Source organism: Collinsella sp. SGI.033, assembly GCF_050315135.1.
Lineage (GTDB): Bacteria > Actinomycetota > Coriobacteriia > Coriobacteriales > Coriobacteriaceae > Collinsella.
The window spans coordinates 1-15,751 of the sequence record NZ_JBNPOK010000019.1 but is presented as its reverse complement, the minus strand read 5'-3'; the positions used below and the strand labels follow the sequence as shown (position 1 = coordinate 15,751).

Genomic DNA, 15,751 nt, shown 5'->3' with positions numbered 1-15,751 from the left:
CTGCCCCAAAACCTAAATGGACCGTTTTCCTCCATCCCCCAGGGATCAAAAAGGGCCGCCTGGATTGCCCAGAGCGGCCCTTGCATCGGCATGTATGTTACAGACAACGCCCAACGCTACTTGGCACGGCCCTCCTCATAGCGCTCGACCAGCTTGGCCTGAACGTCATAAGGCACCTGCTCATAGCCCGCAGGCTTCATGGTAAAGTCGCCCGTGCCGCGCGTGATGGAGCGCAGACGCGTCGAGTAATCCGTCAGCTCGGCGAGAGGCGCCTGAGCGATGACCACGGTGTCTCCGCGCTCATCGGTCTCCATACCCGTCACGCGACCGCGCGATGCCGAGATGTCGCCCATCACGGCGCCGGCGTAGCTCTCGGGAATAGTCACCGTGATTTCCTCGATGGGCTCCAGCACCACCGGGTCGGCGTCGGCGCATGCCTTGCGCAGGCCGATGCGAGCCGCCGCGCGGAACGCCATCTCGTTGGAGTCGACGCTGTGATACGAGCCATCGTACACAGCCACGCGAATGCCCGTAAGCGGGTAGCCGGCAATGATGCCGTCCTTCATGGTCTCCTGAACGCCCTTGTCCACGGCGGGAATGAGCGAGCGCGGAATGCGGCCGCCTACGACCTCGTCCACAAACTCATAGCCGTCGCTCGTACCGTCGGGCCCAATGAGCGGCTCTACGCGCAGCCAGCAGTCACCATACTGGCCGGCGCCGCCGGTCTGCTTCTTGTGGCGGCCCTGGGCAGTTGCCGTGCGGCGAATGGTCTCGCGATATGGGATGCGAATCGGCACGCTCTTGGCCGCGACCTTGGTACGGTCCTCAAGACGATTGAGCAGGACCGAAACCTGCGCCTCGCCCACCGCCGAAATGATGGTCTGGCCGGTCTCCTCGTCGCGGTCGATGCTCATGGTCGGATCGGCCTTGCATGCCTTCTCGATAAACGTGTAGAGCTTCTCTTCGTCGCCGCGATTCTCGGCCTCGATGGCGATGCGGTACTGCGAGTTGGGGAACTTAAACGCCGCAGCCTCGACCTTGCCGGTAATCGAGAGCGTATCGCCCGTCTCGGCCGCCAGCTTGGGTGCCACGATGATATCGCCGGCATAGGCGTGACCGACCTCGGTCATGTCGCGGCCGCACATCACATACAGGTGAGCCAGACGATCGCTCTTGCGGGTGCGCGCGTTGATCAGCTCAAGGCCCGGCTCAAGCGTACCCGTCAGCACCTTGATGAAGCTGATGCGACCCTGCTGAGGATCGGCCAGGGTCTTAAACACAAACGCCACCGGGCGGTCATCATCGCTCGAAATCTTGAGCGAATCACCGTCGATGAGCGGCATCTCACCGTAGTCCGTCGGCGCCGGGAAGTACGTGGCGATGTCGTCCATCAGCGAGTTGACGCCCTGCTCCTTGATGCAATCGCCCGCAAAGACCGGCACAAAGATGCGCTCGGCGATCGCCTTCGACAGCAGGCCTTCAAGCTCCTCCTGCGTCAGCGTCTCCTCGCCTTCCAAGTACTTCATCATCAGTTCGTCGTCAGCCTCGGACACCAGCTCGCACAGATGGTCATGGGCCTCCTCGGCCTGGGCACGATACTCCTCGGGAATCTCCGACTCAACGGCTTCGGCGCCGTTGCAATGGCGCGCCTTCATGCGCACCAGGTCGATGATACCGTCAAAGTCCTCGCCCTCGCCCCAGGGAAGGGTCACGGCGCCCAGGCGCGTGCCAAAGCGCTCCTGCAGCAGGTCCATCGTGGTCGCAAAGCTGGCCTCGGAGCGCGACAGGCGGTTTACGAACACCGCACGCGCCAGACGCAGGTCCTCGGCGGCATACCAGAGCTTAACCGTCGTAGGCTGCGGGCCGGCCTCGGCGTCGACCACAAACAGAGCCGTCTCGCAGACGCTCATCGCGGCAAAGGCGTCGCCGATAAAATCGGGGTAGCACGGGGCATCGAGCACATTGATGCGCGCACCCTTCCAGTCGATCGGCGCAATGGTCGTCGAGATGGAAAACGCACGCTTGACCTCTTCGGGGTCATAGTCGAGCGTGGGCTTGGTGCCGTCGTGGCCGCCCAGGCGGGCGGTCTTGCCGGAAAGGTGGAGCATGGCCTCGGCGAGTGAAGTCTTGCCCACCCCACCTTGGCCTACGAGCACCACGTTCCTTACATTACCGGTCTTGGGAGCACCCATGATGACCTCCTTGCAGGGCCGCGCGCAATGCGCGACGCCAACGGGGAGAGTTCGCGGTCGATGCCGTCCCGGGAGCAGCATGGTCGGCAGCCGATCCGGCTCACCCTCCAAATGTCCTATGCCACCACCCTACCCTCGCGGGCGACTGTCCATGCACACCTTTCGGCGCACGTATGAATACGGGCGGCGAGAGGAGGGGGCAAACGCCTGAGGCGGTTATTAAGCCCCAGCGGCGCAAATAAAAACCGCCGCAGGCCATAAGACCTGCAGCGGTTTCGCCTCAATGTCTACTTGAGCCTAGCCCTCGATACGGCTCAGGAACTCGCGCGTGCGCCGTTCGCGCGGATGGCCGATAACCTGCTCGGCAGGACCCTCCTCGACAATGCGACCGCCGTCCATAAAGACCACGCGATCGGCAACATCGCGCGCAAACTGCATCGCATGGGTCACGATCACCATCGTCATATTCTGCGCGGCAAGGTCTTTAATGACACGCAGCACCTCGGCCGTTAGCTCGGGATCGAGTGCCGAGGTCGGCTCATCGAAGAACAAGATCTCTGGATCGAGCGCCAAGGCGCGCGCAATACTCACACGTTGCTGCTGACCGCCCGAAAGCTCGCATGGCACCTTGTTCTCGTTGCCCGTAAGCCCCATCTGCGCGATCAACTCACGCGCACGTGCTTCGACCTGCTCGCGCGGGCGCTTGAGCACGCGGACCGGAGCGTCGGTAATGTTTTTCATCACGGTATAGTGCGGGAACAAATTGTAGTTCTGAAACACCAGGCCAAAGCGCGAGCGCGCCTGCTTGGGCACATCGCCTTTCGCATACACCGTGCCCGATCCCGCATCCGTCGCAACGGCTAGATCACCAAACGAAAGCGAGCCGCCGTCAAGCGTCTCGAGCAGCGTGGTGCAGCGCAACAGCGTTGACTTACCGCCGCCCGAAGGTCCGATAATCGCCACGACCTCGCCGCGCTTTACCTCGAGCGAGATATCCTTGAGCACCTCATTGCCACCAAACGCCTTGCGCGCGCTCGTTATATTCATTACCGTTCCGGACACGGGAACCTCCATGTGTTGAAAAGCACGACGGAACAGGCTAGTCGTGGTAGTAGTCAAGTCGCTTTTCGGCGGCGCCCAGCAGCATCTCGACCACAAAGTTAAAGACCCAGTAGATCAGTGCCGCAATCGCAAACGGCACCATGCTCACTTGCGAGGCAACCAGTGCCTTGGCCGTCGAGAACATCTCCCCCACGCCGATGGCAAACGCCAGCGACGTGTCCTTGACCAGTGTGATGATCTCGTTGCCCATCGCCGGCAAAATGCGCTTAGCGACCTGCGGCATCACAATGTACAAAAACGTCTGCAGGTGTGAGTAACCCAGCACCTCGGCGGCCTCATATTGACCACGCGGGATAGACTGCAAACCCGAGCGATAGATCTCGGCAAAGTAGCCGGCATAGTTGATGATGAATGCCACGACGCACGCTGTCCACTTGGAATCGGGCGTGAGCGAAATACCAAAGACATAATACGGAGCAAAGTAGATGGCAAACATCTGCAGCATGAGCGGCGTACCGCGCATGACCGAAATGTAGATGCGCGCAATCCAACGCAGCGGCGCGATTTTGCTCATGCGCATAAACGCCACGGGAATTCCCAAGGGAATCGAGCCCAACAGCGTGAGCAAAAACAACTGCAAACTGACCAAGAAACCCTGGCCAAGCATCTGCATCATGACCTGAATAGACAACCCAAGCTCTCTTTCACAGCAACAGAACAGCAGGTGTTAATTGAAATAGGCACAGTGCCCAAGATTGCGAGCGACAAGCCCGACGAAGCGTACTTTGGTACGCGAGGAGGGTTGGAGCCGCAAGGTTGGGTGCTGTGGCTATTTCAAAACCCAGTTATCGAAGGACAGGCCATAGCTCGCATACTTGTCGCACAGGTCCTTGACTGTACCGTCCTCATAGAGCGCCTTGAGCGACTCGGTCACGGCGTCGGCCGACTTGGTGTCGCCCTTTTTAAAGCCAACGGCGTAGTGCTCGCTGGACAGCGGCTTGTCAAGTTGCGTATAGGCATCGGGCTTGGCGGCAAGCTGATACTGGGCGATCGAAAGGTCGCAAGCCACCGCATCGACCGCGCCGCTCTCGAGCTGCATAAAAGCCGTGTTGTACTCACCGATGGTATCGAGCGTGGCAAACGTCGCCGCCAGATCCTTCTGGTCACCCTCTAGCACATCCTGCGCGGCAGAATCGGTCTGGGTAATCACGGTCTTGCCGGCAAGGTCGTCCCAATTCTTGATGCCCGCATCCTTCTTAACCACCAGCACCTGCTCATTGAGCATGTACGGCTCGGAGAACGTGTAGTCGTCCTCGCGGCCCTCCATGGTAAAGCCGTTCCAGATGCAGTTGATGGCACCCGAGTTGAGCAGCGTATCCTTGGCGTCCCAGTCGATGGCCTCGTACTTGACCTCCCAGCCCTGCTTATCGGCAACTGCCTTGGCCAAATCGAGATCAAAGCCGGTGTACTCGCCATCGTCGCCCACAAAGCCATACGGAGGATAGGACTTGTCAAAGCCCACCACGAGCTTCTTAGACTCCACAACGCCCTTGGCGTCCTTTGCCGCGGCAGAGCCGGCAGTGGAACCCTTGTCGGCACCACCGCCGCAGCCGACAAGACCAAGGCCAAGCACCGTGGCGAGCGAGCCGGCTAGACCAACAAACTGACGACGAGACATATCGGTATTCATGGTATTCCCCCTTGATGGCACTTTAGCTAAGTAAAGTGAGTCATGTAACGTTCAGAATCATACACTTTACCTTGATAGAGTACAAGGGAGAAGTTGCCCGGCGCGGGCGGGGAGCGGCGCGTAATTAAGTTTCCTGCTCTACAGTCCTGCGCAAGACGGAAAGCACATTAAGTGCTTTCCTTTGCGTGCGGAACTCGCGATAAACTTAATTACGCGCCGCTCCCCGCCCGCGCCGGGCAAACGTCGTTGGACTTATCACTAACGTGAAGTGGACGCTTGTATATCGTCTGCTAGCTTGGCACGGTACAATGCTTTCAGATTTCAATTTATAAATTAGTGGGGTTACTTCATGGCAGAATCTCGTGCGGAGCGTAAGGCTCGTCGTGCTTTGATCGAGGCGGCTGAGGGGTCGGAGGAGAAAAAATCTTCTAAGAAATCCAAGTCGTCTCAGGACACGAAGGGTAAGTCGGCCAAGGGCAAGGCTAAGACCAAGCGTCCCAGCTTTCGTCAGTGCGAGGATAAGGCGCCTCAAGCTCGTTCCAAGCGCTCGCATAATGAGTCGTCCCGGTCCGCTCATAAGGACGTTGATCCCAAGTCGCCCTGTTCCATCATGAAAGCTTGCGGTGGATGCACGGCGCTCAACAGGCCTTATAAGAAGCAGCTGGCGACCAAGCAGGCTGCTATGGATGAACTTTTTGCTGCTCTTTGCGAGCGTGAGGGCATAACCGTCGATCCCATTCGCGGTATGGACGTTACCCTGGGCGACCCGGGCAAATATCCTGCGCCGCGTGGTTTTCGCCATAAGGCCGCCACTCCCTTTGCCCCCGGCAAAGGGGGCGCTGTCCGCTGCGGCTTTTTTGAGCGCGGCACGCACAGAATCGTCGCTGTTCCCGAATGCCCAGTCGAGGCGCCGGGAGCCCGTCAGATTCTTAACGGCATTGCGCGTGAGGCCGAGCGCCTGCACATTCCCGCCTTTAACGAGGACAAGCATCTGGGCCTGCTTCGCTATGCCGTCGTTCGCTGCGGCTGGCGCACCGACCAGATCATGATCACCCTCGTTACCGCCCAGCGCGACCTGCCGCATGCGCAGGAATTCTTTGAGGCCATCGCCGCACTCGATCCGCGTATCGTCACCGTCGCCCAAAACATCAACGGACGTCCTGGCAACGCCATCCTGGGTGAGGAAACCCACATCGTGTATGGCGCTGAATGCATGCGCGACCAGCTACTCGGCTGCGAGTTCGATATTTCCCCCACCGCGTTCTACCAGACCAACCCGCAGCAGACCGAGCTGCTCTACCAGCTCGCTATCGACGGTATGGATCTGCACCAGGGCGATGTTCTCATGGATGCCTACTGCGGCAGCGGCACCATCGGTCTTTGCGCAGCTAAAGAAGCTCAGAACAAGGGCGTCGGCATCATGTTACTTGGCGTGGAACGCAACCCGGCGGGCATTGCCGACGCACGCCGCAACGCCGAGCTCAACGGTCTTACCCGCAGCGCCTGGTTTATGGCCGACGATGCCACCGACTACATCCTAGATGCCGCCGACAACAACGAGCGCATCGACGTCCTTTCCATCGATCCGCCGCGTGCCGGCTCTACCCCCGAGTTCCTCGCAGCCGCCTGCGCGCTTAGACCTCGCCGCATCACCTATATCAGCTGCAACCCTGTGACCCAAGAGCGTGACCTGCACCAGCTCCTCGACGGTGGCTATCGCCTGCTCAAGATCACGCCCGTCGACATGTTCCCCCATACCGACCACACCGAAACTGTAACGGTCCTCGAGCGCCGCTAATCCACCGGTACAAGAAGGGGGCGACCCGTCTGGGCCGCCCCCTTACTTGGTTTATGAACTCCGCTACATCCTCTTGCGCAGGTCACACACGCCGGCTGCCGCCATCTCGCGCAGTAGCGTCTCACGGTCGCGCGTCACGATCAAATCCAGCGGAAAGTGAATCTCGTCGAGCATCTTGCGCGCTTGGTCGAGCTTACCAATTGCCATACCAATGTGCGCATCGGTCGAGACGCCAATCCCCACGCCCAGCTCGGCGCACCGCTCGGCAATCTTGCGGCACACGTCCCAATGCTCGGCATCCGCGCCATGCTCAAGACTGTGATTGTTGATCTCGATGATCTTGTGCTTAGCCTTAGCAGCAAGCAACACCTCGTCGATATCGAACGGCACGCCCGATCGACCCGTATGCCCCAGCATAAACACCTTGGGGTGCTCCAGAGCATTGATATACATCTCGGTCGTCTGGGCCAGCGTCGCGCCTTCAGCGAACTGCGGATTATGCACGCTTGCAACCAAATAATCCAAATTACGCGTAACCCGATCGAACAGCGAATGCTGACGGCTGTACGAATCGCCGGCAATATCGAGCGTGACAGGAGTGTCCTCGCCAAACAGACTTCCGTCCAGCGAAACGATATCGGCCTCGGCGCCACGCAGCACCAACACGCCGCTCCAAATGCGCGGCCATATATCCTGGTTGATAAAGAACTGGTAACTGCGCAGGTCATTGGGGCAAGCCGTAACCATAGAGCTCAGATGGTCGGCAGATCCAAGCACCTGCAGGCCACGCTCTGCCGCCCAGTACACATTCTCCTCAATGGTCGAATATGCATGCGCAGAGAACATCGTATGGGTATGAATGTCACAGGAAAGCAGGTAGGGCATCAGGTCTCCTTATCTGGTATGGCCGTCGCGTATATTCATTGTACGCATAGCCTTCGATAGTCGTAAAACCGCTCCATCCCAAAGACACAACGTCCATGACAACGGGGTCCGGTTTAACACCAAACCCCGTTTCACGTAAAACATTGTAGGCAGAGCGCTCTGCTTTTAACGATACTCGTCCGCCAACTGTTTCCAAGCTGGTAGCGAATTGATAATCGTTTCGTAACTCACGCAATAACCCAAGCGGAACCAACCCGGCATGCCAAAGCTATCCGAAGGCACCGCGAGCAACTCGTACTTCTTTGCACGCTCGCAAAAAGCGTTTGCGTCGGGCTCGAGCGCCTTCACCCACAGATAGAAAGCGCCGTCCGGCTCAACGTAGGTGTAGCCGTACTCCGCCAATGCGTCGGTGAGCGCCGTTCGGTTGCGAGCATAGGCTTCGACATCACTCGGCTCATCGATGCAATCGATAATCACGCGCTGGAAGAGCGCCGGTGCGCACACAAAACCCAGTGTACGGGCGGCACCGGCGACGGCCGGCATAAGGCGAGCAGCCTGCGGATTGGTGTTGGGAACCAAAATCCAACCCACACGCTCACCCGGCAGCGACAGCGACTTGGAATACGAATAGCACACGACGGTGTTCTCGTAGATTGAGGGTACCCAGGGCACCTCGGCACCGTACACGATCTCGCGGTACGGCTCATCCGAGATGAGCATAATCGGATTCTCGGGATCACGCTTGGCATTGACCTCGCGCAGAACATTGGCCAGTCGCGTCAGCGTGTCGCGCGTATATACGGCACCGGTCGGGTTGTTGGGCGAGTCGATAATGACGGCCGCCGTCTTATCAGTAATCGCCTTGAGCACGTTGCCCACGCTCAGCTGGAACGTGTCTTCATCGGCGGGTGCCTCGACACACGTACAGCCGGCCTTCTCAATCCACACGCGATACTCCGGAAAGTACGGGGCGATAACAATGACCTCGTCACCGGGATTGGTAACAGCGTTGAGCGTGCAGGTGAGCGAAGCCGCCGCACCCACGGTCATAAAGACATCTTTACCCTCATAGCTCGTGCCAAAACGACGGTTGAGCGACTCGGCCACAGCGACACGACATTGCGGCAGGCCTGGTGCGGGCGTGTATCCGTGCAGTTGGTCGCTCGGCAGCTCCAAGGCCTTTTTGATGGACTCCGCCACGGCAGCGGGCGCCGGAACACTCGGGTTGCCCAGCGAAAAATCGAATACGTTCTCCGCACCGATCTGTGCCTTGCGTTCAAGTCCATAGCTAAAGATCTCGCGGATGATAGAGCTTTCCGCGCCGCGAGCAAACATGGTTTCGTTGATCATCTGTTCCCCTTTCGCATAGGCGGTATTGTACGCTTTAGTCAAGCAAAGTACCGCAGCAATGTTAATTGGGGACAGACTTAAATGCGTGAAAACGCTCATTTAAGTCTGTCCCCAATCAACATATCGCTCAAAAAAAGCCTCCGCAGGTTTCCCCGCGGAGGCTCTCACGACAAAGATTACTCGTCGGCCTCGGTATCGCCATCGGCCTTTTTTGTGTCAGCAGCCTCGACATCGTCAGCGCTATCGGATGCGACTTCGGCATCCTCCTGCATGGCCGCCTGCGCAAAAGCTGCGGCATCAGCCGCCAGCTCCTCCTCGCTCATACGAGGCGCGCGCTTTTTGGTCGGCACGCCGGCCGCCTTGGCATTGCGCTCCTCCTTGGCTGCCAGAATGTCGCCCTCGCGCTCAAGGTAGGCATCCCAGTCGTTGTCGAGCAGGGCGTTCACGGCGTCGCCTTCGACGGTCTCGCGCTCAAGCAGCACCTTCGCCATCAGATCGAGCTGATCGCGACGGGCATCCAAAATCTCAACAGCACGGCGATGGGCCTCACGCATGATGCGCTGAACCTCGATATCGATGCGGCGCGCCGTCTCCTCGGAGTAATCCTGGTGATCGGCATAATCGCGACCAAGGAACACCTGATGCTGCGCCTCGCCAAACACTTGCGTGCCCAGCTCCTCGCTCATGCCCAAACGCGTAACCATCTCGCGCGCCATCTTGGTCGCGCGCTCCAGATCGTTGCTCGCGCCCGATGTAATGTCATCGCACATGAGCTCCTCGGCAACGCGACCGCCCAAGAACACGGCAAGCTCGTCGAGCATCTCGTTCTTGGTCTTGAGGAAGTGATCCTCCTGCGGAAGCTGCAGCGTATAGCCCAGAGCCTGACCGCGGCTGACAATCGAAATCTTGTGAACCGGATCGGAGTGCTCCAGGATGTGACCCACCAGAGCATGACCGCTCTCGTGGTAGGCAATCGTGGTGCGCTCGGCTTCGGTCATCACGCGCCCCTTGCGCTGCGGTCCTGCAATCACGCGCTCCATCGATTCTTCGACCTCGTCCATCGAGATCACGGAGCGATGACGGCGAGCGGCAAGCAGTGCGGACTCGTTGAGCAGGTTTGCCAGATCGGCACCGGTAAAGCCAACGGTCATCTGGGCGAGCTTCTCAAACTTAACGTCCTCATCCATTGGCTTGTTCTCGGCATGCACGCGCAAGATCTGCTCGCGCCCCTTCACATCCGGGCGGTCGACCGTAACCTGGCGGTCAAAACGACCGGGGCGCAGCAATGCCGGATCCAGAATATCGGGGCGGTTGGTCGCGGCGATCAGGATGACCGATTCGCTTTCCTCAAAACCGTCCATTTCGACCAGCAGCTGGTTGAGCGTCTGCTCGCGCTCGTCGTGACCGCCGCCCAGACCGGCTCCGCGCTGACGTCCCACGGCATCGATCTCGTCAATGAAGATGATCGACGGAGCCTGAGACTTGGCCTCCTTAAAGAGGTCGCGCACGCGGCTGGCGCCGACGCCCACGAACATCTCGACAAAGTCAGAGCCCGAGATGCTAAAGAACGGGACACCGGCCTCTCCGGCAACGGCCTTGGCCAGTAACGTCTTACCGGTACCCGGAGGGCCCACCAGCAAAACGCCGCGCGGGATCTTGGCACCCAGCTTGCGATAACGGTCCGGATCGCTCAAGAAATCGCGAATCTCTTCGAGCTCCTCAACAGCCTCGTCCACGCCGGCAACGTCTTCGAACTTGACCTTGGGACGCGTAGCCTCGTTGGTCTTGGCGTTGGTCTTGCCAAACTGCATGTTCCTATTATTGGCGCCCATCATCTGGCGCATAAAGTAGAACATGATGGCGATCAGGGCAATCGTCGGCAGTACGCTCATCGCCAAGTCGCCCCAAAAATCGGGGTCGTTGGTGTTGACGATGTACTTAGTGTCGGGATGCTCCGCCATGAGCTCGGCAAGCGAATCGGAGCCGACATAGGTCGAGGAAAAGCTCTTGAGCTCACTCGTGTCGCCCTTGTCCTTTTTCGCCTTCCAGTAATGACCCGTCACGCTTCCGTCCTGAACCGTATAGGTCAGATCTTCGACGCGATCCTGCTTGATAGCGCTCACCATCTCGCTCGTCGCGAGCTTAACGGTATTGCTGGAGCTGGCAAAGCCGGAGCCCATATTAAAGAAGGCGTAGCCCAGAAGTGCGCAAGCCAAAAGAAAATACAGCCAGCCCGTACGTGTGGGCTTCTTGCCTCCGGGCATCCCCGGAATCTTAGGGTCCCGGGGCGTCTGGGAATTGTAGTCGTTACGGTCGTCGGGCATCTTACGAATAAACCTCCGGTTTCAAAATGCCCAGATACGGAAGGTTGCGATAGCGCTCGGCATAGTCGAGGCCGTAGCCCACCACAAAGGCATCGGGGCAATGGGTTCCAACATACTTGGGCGTAATGGCCGAGATGCGGTCCTCAACGTCCTTCCACAGGAAGGCGGCGACCTCCAGAGAAGCGGGCTTGCGGCTCTCAAGGTTCTTCATCAGATACTTGAGCGTCAGGCCCGAGTCCAGAATGTCTTCAACGATCAGCACGTCACGACCGCGGATATCGATATCAAGGTCTTTGATGATACGCACGATGCCCGAGGACTTCACACCGTCGCCATAGCTCGAAACGGCCATGAAATCGATATTGGTCGGCAGCTCGATCTTGCGCATCAGGTCGCCCATAAAGACCACGGCGCCGCGCAAGACCGCAATCAGCACCAAATCCTTACCCGCGTAGTCGCGCGTAATCTCCTCGCCCAGGCGAGAGACGATACCGTCGATATCCTCCTGCGTAAACAGAACCTTCTCGATATCCGGATGTTGAGAAGCCATGACAACCCTTTCTTGTGCTTAATCGCCCACACACCGCCGTATGGACGCGAACTACACATTCTAGCAGCGCACGGGGTATTTTTTCCAGCCCGTGCACCATCAGCGCGGGAATACCGTCAACGCCGCACAGAAAAACTGGTGCGAGGGGCTAATCCGCGTCAACCACGCGAAGCAGATAGGCCACACGCGTCGCCGCCGTGCACTTAAAGCGTTCGTCCGCGCGAACTCCGGCGACCCACACCACGACACCCCCCGGTGCCGTCCTTACCATAGGCACGCCGGTGCGCTCGGAAACGGGAATACGAGCCTCGCACAACAAGTCGGATACCTTCTTGCTTCGGCCACTCATGCCTAACGGGCACATCACGTCTCCCGGTGCGGGACCGTCCACCCACAGGCGCGCCAATCGCCCCTCGGCAGGAACCTCGCCGCGCGAGCCCGCCAAGATCCGCTCGCTATCGCTGTTGGCAAAACCCAGGGCAGCCGCGTCCACCAAAGCTGCCACTTCCCCAGCAGCCGCAAACTCACGGGCGCGGCGCACGATATCGCATCCCGGCTCAACGGATATCGCTTCTGTGACCAGCATACGTCCCCCGCCCAACGACATACGGCCGGGTATGGTAATCCAGTCCGCAACCAAGCCCTCACGAGCCGCCGGCGCCTTAAACGCCAGCATGCCAAACTCAACACGTGCGTCAATCCCCGCCGGAAGCGTAACCGAACCCGCACCCTCGGCAACACAGGAGAGGACTCGCTCCACATGGCGCATCTCTGGGCGAGCGTCCGGATCGATGCGTTTAATCGCCAGTCGCACGATGCGCCGCGCGATTACCACCTCGGCCGCAGCAAGGCGTCTGGCATCAAGCACCAGCGCGCCCGCTGCCTCTTTGCGCAGGCAGCTTCGAAACGCCTGTGCCGACAACTGGGATAGAAACGCATCCTCATCACCCAAGATCTCACAGGCGGCACCAATCGTCTTGCACACGCTCGCATTACGCTGCGCCAGCACTGGCATTACCCGGTGGCGAACGTAGTTTCGCAGATACGAGATATCTTCGTTGGTCTCGTCCTCGCGCCACGGCTGACCATGCACCTGCAGATAGCCCACAAGCTCGCCATGAGTTAGGTCGAGCAAGGGGCGTACCACAATATTCCTTCGGCGGGGAATGCTCGAGAGCCCAGCAGGGCCCGACCCCTTAATGGCGTTCATCAAAAATGTTTCCGCGCGGTCTGAAGAGGTATGGGCAGTACAGATGCGCGCCGCCGTTCTCGGCGCCCCCATCTTGGCACAAAGCTCGCGAACATACCTTCGCGCCGCGGCATAACGCACCTCGCGCGCAGCCGCCTCGATATTGCCCGACTCCCCATCAAAATAGGCGTGCTCCACACACAGCGGCAAGCCATATTGTGCGCAGAGCTCGCGCACAAAGGCCTCGTCGCCGTCGGACGCCTTGCCTCGCAGGTGATGGTTTACATGAAGCACATGTAGGCGCTCGCGAGCAATGGGGGCAACGCCGCGTCCATCTTGGATATCCAGCTTTGATGTGCACGCCATAAGAAGCAGTGCCGTCGAGTCCGCACCGCCTGATACCATGAGCACCACAGGAGCAGCCTGCTGCCTCGTCCGGGTCTCATCGACTGCCCCGGGTACGGCATGGTGTCCGTAATGCTGTGATACCGTTGGCATTCGCTTCCTCCTCTATTCGTCAGCACTCATTGTATCCTTTGGAATCTTATGTCTCGCCTGCACCTTCATATCCTCGGCAGCGGCTCTAAAGGCAACTGCGCACTCATCGAGGGCCCGCAGGGGCTCATCATGGTCGATGACGGACTGTCCCGCCGCGAAACACTCAAACGCATGGCTGAGCTCGGCCTTTCGGCAGACGACGTGTCCGCCCTTGTTGTCACCCATGAGCACAGCGACCACATTAAGGGGCTTGAGGTGTGGTGCAAACATTGGAACGGACCGGTCTTTTCCAGCAGGGGCACGCTCGCATCAAAGGAAAGCCTTGCACATCTGTCTGTTGAGGAATTCGACCCAGGTGACGCCCTCTCTATTGCTGGGGTCCACATTCAAACGTATTCGACATCGCACGACGTTGTCAATCCTGTCGGCTACCGTTTTGATGCCCAGGGTGATTCGGTTGGCTTTGCCACCGACACCGGCGAGTTGTCGAAGCATGCCATCGATACGCTCAGGGACTGTCGCGTTCTCGCGCTCGAAAGCAACCACGATGTAGCCATGCTGCGTCAAGGAGACTATCCTCGCTTTCTTCAGGAACGCATCCTGTCTGCAAAAGGGCATCTCTCCAACGATCAGGCCGCCGATGCCGCACGCGCGCTGGTAACCGATCGCACCGAGCAGCTTATCGCGATGCACATTAGCCAAGACAACAATCGCCCAAGCCTTACCGTCAAAAGCTACGCAAGCTCACTTGGGGCAACACTCGACAACGAGCTTGGTAGCACCGCCACCCGCGTTGAGGGGCCACATAAACTCACAATACGTCCCGCCGGGCAATATCGGCCCATGACCATTCAGTAGGCCGTCTCAAATATTCAGTAGGCCGTCTCAAATATTCAGTAGGCTGTCTCAAATAGAAAAGGGGGCCGGGAATCGCTTCCCAGCCCCCTTAGCTCAGGCACCGATGTTAATGGCCGATAACGTTAATCGATGAAAATCTTCGTAACATTCTTCTTCTCGACAATCTTAGGAACCGTAACAGTAAGGATGCCGTCAGCATACTTTGCAGAAAGGCCCTCGCTCGAAGCATCCTTCAGGTACACACCGCGCGTCGCGCTGTAAGAGCAAAACTCCTTCTGCAGGTAGTTCTTGTCCTTGTTCTCTTCGCTCTCCTCAACATTCACGCTAATGGAAAGACGACCCTCATTGAGCTCAACGTCGATGTCGTCCTTCGCGACGCCAGTCAAATAGGCCTTAACCTCGTAACCGTCGCCCTTGTCCTCAACATCAACGGGAAACGCCTTGGAGGCGATCGAGTTGTTTGCCAGATCGGTCATATCATCAAACAGATCGAACAACGAGCTAGCAGAGGGACGAACACCAAAAACCGAACGATAAGGAACCATGCTTGCCATGACTACCACTCCTTTAAGGGACTGCCGAGCCATCTTCTAGGTGGCAGGGACTTCTTTTGACGCTTTAATATATGCCCATCCATTTCTTATATATACATTTTGATATAAAGTTTTTTGAGTCTCTATCTATAAGCATATCTAAGTCTGTGTGACTAAGGTTTAATGAGGTCAAGGTTCTTTGAACCGTGCCTTAAATACCAAATGTGCCCTGGCTAAACAAAGCTGGGGCTTACAATGAGCGTATACACAATATTAATGACAACCTAAGGGCATCATGGACGATCAAGCCTCCGACAATTCGTATGATCAGATGCAGAACGATAAATCAACCTATCCGCAGACCATACACTACCATCGTCCCCATATTTCCCAAGAGCCTATTGACGATACAGAGCCTGAATATGTAACTCGCAATCGTTATCAAACCCTTGAAGAATCTCAATCACGTCGCAAACACATGGGCGTCGCCCCGAGCGAATCGGCGTATCTCAAAGATGCCCCCTTATCCAAAAACAGCGCATGCAACCAGGAGCAGGCCCGAACACCCGCTAAGCAACAACGAAGAGAGCCTCGCCCTAAGCAGACCCTAGCGCATTCTGCCCGCTATTTAGAGACGCCGAAGCAAGGAAAATCGATATTTATATCGTCTAGCAGGCGACGCAAACAGCACCGGCTCCAAATCGCGCTCTTGATCATTGCCATCGCGGCAATCGCGCTGGTCATTCGTTTTATTTTCTTCAAATAGAAAAGACAATTAAGCCGTAGAGGCTTTAGGTTTACAACGCCCAAACGAAAAAGGGA

13 protein-coding genes are annotated in these 15,751 nt (G+C 58.1%); 3 read left to right on the top strand and 10 right to left on the bottom strand.

Going from position 1 to position 15,751, the window contains the following annotated elements; all coding sequences use genetic code 11:
- Positions 1-116: 116 nt before the first annotated feature.
- From ACQRC0_RS06690 to ACQRC0_RS06675, 4 genes are all read right to left on the bottom strand, one after another.
- Positions 117-2,192, bottom strand: a complete 2,076-nt coding sequence (locus ACQRC0_RS06690) for an elongation factor G (RefSeq protein ID WP_154517778.1) — start codon at positions 2,190-2,192, stop codon at positions 117-119.
- Between the two features lie 297 nt (positions 2,193-2,489).
- The gene (locus ACQRC0_RS06685; protein ID WP_427728802.1) at positions 2,490-3,254 is read right to left on the bottom strand and encodes an amino acid ABC transporter ATP-binding protein; all 765 of its coding nucleotides are present in this window, start codon (positions 3,252-3,254) and stop codon (positions 2,490-2,492) included.
- Between the two features lie 37 nt (positions 3,255-3,291).
- The gene (locus tag ACQRC0_RS06680) at positions 3,292-3,945 is read right to left on the bottom strand and encodes an amino acid ABC transporter permease (protein ID WP_427728799.1); all 654 of its coding nucleotides are present in this window, start codon (positions 3,943-3,945) and stop codon (positions 3,292-3,294) included.
- Positions 3,946-4,083: 138 nt separating this feature from the next.
- Positions 4,084-4,944, bottom strand: coding sequence for a transporter substrate-binding domain-containing protein (locus tag ACQRC0_RS06675; RefSeq protein WP_427728798.1), 861 nt, complete (start codon positions 4,942-4,944; stop codon positions 4,084-4,086).
- A 349-nt stretch (positions 4,945-5,293) separates the two neighbouring features.
- Here ACQRC0_RS06675 and rlmD point away from each other — a divergent pair, with 349 nt between their 5' ends.
- Complete coding sequence (gene rlmD, locus ACQRC0_RS06670) at positions 5,294-6,742, top strand: 23S rRNA (uracil(1939)-C(5))-methyltransferase RlmD (protein ID WP_427728796.1); 1,449 nt, start codon at positions 5,294-5,296, stop codon at positions 6,740-6,742.
- 63 nt (positions 6,743-6,805) lie between these two features.
- Here rlmD and ACQRC0_RS06665 read toward each other — a convergent pair whose 3' ends face one another.
- The 5 genes from ACQRC0_RS06665 to tilS all read right to left on the bottom strand — a co-directional run bounded on the left by ACQRC0_RS06665 (position 6,806) and on the right by tilS (position 13,538).
- The gene (locus ACQRC0_RS06665) at positions 6,806-7,627 is read right to left on the bottom strand and encodes a phosphatase (RefSeq protein WP_154517764.1); all 822 of its coding nucleotides are present in this window, start codon (positions 7,625-7,627) and stop codon (positions 6,806-6,808) included.
- Positions 7,628-7,792: 165 nt separating this feature from the next.
- Positions 7,793-8,977, bottom strand: a complete 1,185-nt coding sequence (locus ACQRC0_RS06660) for a pyridoxal phosphate-dependent aminotransferase (RefSeq protein WP_154517761.1) — start codon at positions 8,975-8,977, stop codon at positions 7,793-7,795.
- A 176-nt stretch (positions 8,978-9,153) separates the two neighbouring features.
- Positions 9,154-11,301 carry an ATP-dependent zinc metalloprotease FtsH gene (gene ftsH, locus ACQRC0_RS06655; protein ID WP_427719758.1) on the bottom strand — a complete coding sequence of 716 codons (2,148 nt, stop codon included), beginning with the start codon at positions 11,299-11,301 and terminating at the stop codon, positions 9,154-9,156.
- Between the two features lies 1 nt (position 11,302).
- A complete protein-coding gene (gene hpt / locus ACQRC0_RS06650; RefSeq protein WP_154517754.1) occupies positions 11,303-11,851 on the bottom strand; it encodes a hypoxanthine phosphoribosyltransferase in 549 nt (182 codons plus the stop codon).
- 148 nt (positions 11,852-11,999) lie between these two features.
- The gene (gene tilS, locus ACQRC0_RS06645; RefSeq protein ID WP_427728793.1) at positions 12,000-13,538 is read right to left on the bottom strand and encodes a tRNA lysidine(34) synthetase TilS; all 1,539 of its coding nucleotides are present in this window, start codon (positions 13,536-13,538) and stop codon (positions 12,000-12,002) included.
- Positions 13,539-13,586: 48 nt separating this feature from the next.
- On the opposite strand from tilS, the gene ACQRC0_RS06640 reads away from it, so the two are divergent.
- Positions 13,587-14,396 carry an MBL fold metallo-hydrolase gene (locus ACQRC0_RS06640; RefSeq protein WP_427728791.1) on the top strand — a complete coding sequence of 270 codons (810 nt, stop codon included), beginning with the start codon at positions 13,587-13,589 and terminating at the stop codon, positions 14,394-14,396.
- A gap of 122 nt (positions 14,397-14,518) precedes the next feature.
- On the opposite strand, the gene ACQRC0_RS06635 is transcribed toward ACQRC0_RS06640, so the two are convergent.
- Positions 14,519-14,950, bottom strand: coding sequence for an Hsp20 family protein (locus tag ACQRC0_RS06635; RefSeq protein WP_427728790.1), 432 nt, complete (start codon positions 14,948-14,950; stop codon positions 14,519-14,521).
- A gap of 274 nt (positions 14,951-15,224) precedes the next feature.
- Here ACQRC0_RS06635 and ACQRC0_RS06630 point away from each other — a divergent pair, with 274 nt between their 5' ends.
- Entirely contained in the window at positions 15,225-15,695 is a 471-nt protein-coding gene (locus tag ACQRC0_RS06630) for a hypothetical protein (protein ID WP_427728788.1), read from the top strand.
- Positions 15,696-15,751: the final 56 nt, after the last annotated feature.

Coding starts and splice junctions, on each gene's coding strand:
- ACQRC0_RS06690 (WP_154517778.1), bottom strand. CDS start 2,192: ATGGGTGCTCCCAAGACCGGTAATGTAAGGAACGTGGTGCTCGTAGGC.
- ACQRC0_RS06675 (WP_427728798.1), bottom strand. CDS start 4,944: ATGAATACCGATATGTCTCGTCGTCAGTTTGTTGGTCTAGCCGGCTCG.
- rlmD (WP_427728796.1), top strand. CDS start 5,294: ATGGCAGAATCTCGTGCGGAGCGTAAGGCTCGTCGTGCTTTGATCGAG.
- ACQRC0_RS06665 (WP_154517764.1), bottom strand. CDS start 7,627: ATGCCCTACCTGCTTTCCTGTGACATTCATACCCATACGATGTTCTCT.
- ACQRC0_RS06660 (WP_154517761.1), bottom strand. CDS start 8,977: ATGATCAACGAAACCATGTTTGCTCGCGGCGCGGAAAGCTCTATCATC.
- ftsH (WP_427719758.1), bottom strand. CDS start 11,301: ATGCCCGACGACCGTAACGACTACAATTCCCAGACGCCCCGGGACCCT.
- hpt (WP_154517754.1), bottom strand. CDS start 11,851: ATGGCTTCTCAACATCCGGATATCGAGAAGGTTCTGTTTACGCAGGAG.
- tilS (WP_427728793.1), bottom strand. CDS start 13,538: ATGCCAACGGTATCACAGCATTACGGACACCATGCCGTACCCGGGGCA.
- ACQRC0_RS06640 (WP_427728791.1), top strand. CDS start 13,587: ATGTCTCGCCTGCACCTTCATATCCTCGGCAGCGGCTCTAAAGGCAAC.
- ACQRC0_RS06635 (WP_427728790.1), bottom strand. CDS start 14,950: ATGGCAAGCATGGTTCCTTATCGTTCGGTTTTTGGTGTTCGTCCCTCT.
- ACQRC0_RS06630 (WP_427728788.1), top strand. CDS start 15,225: ATGGACGATCAAGCCTCCGACAATTCGTATGATCAGATGCAGAACGAT.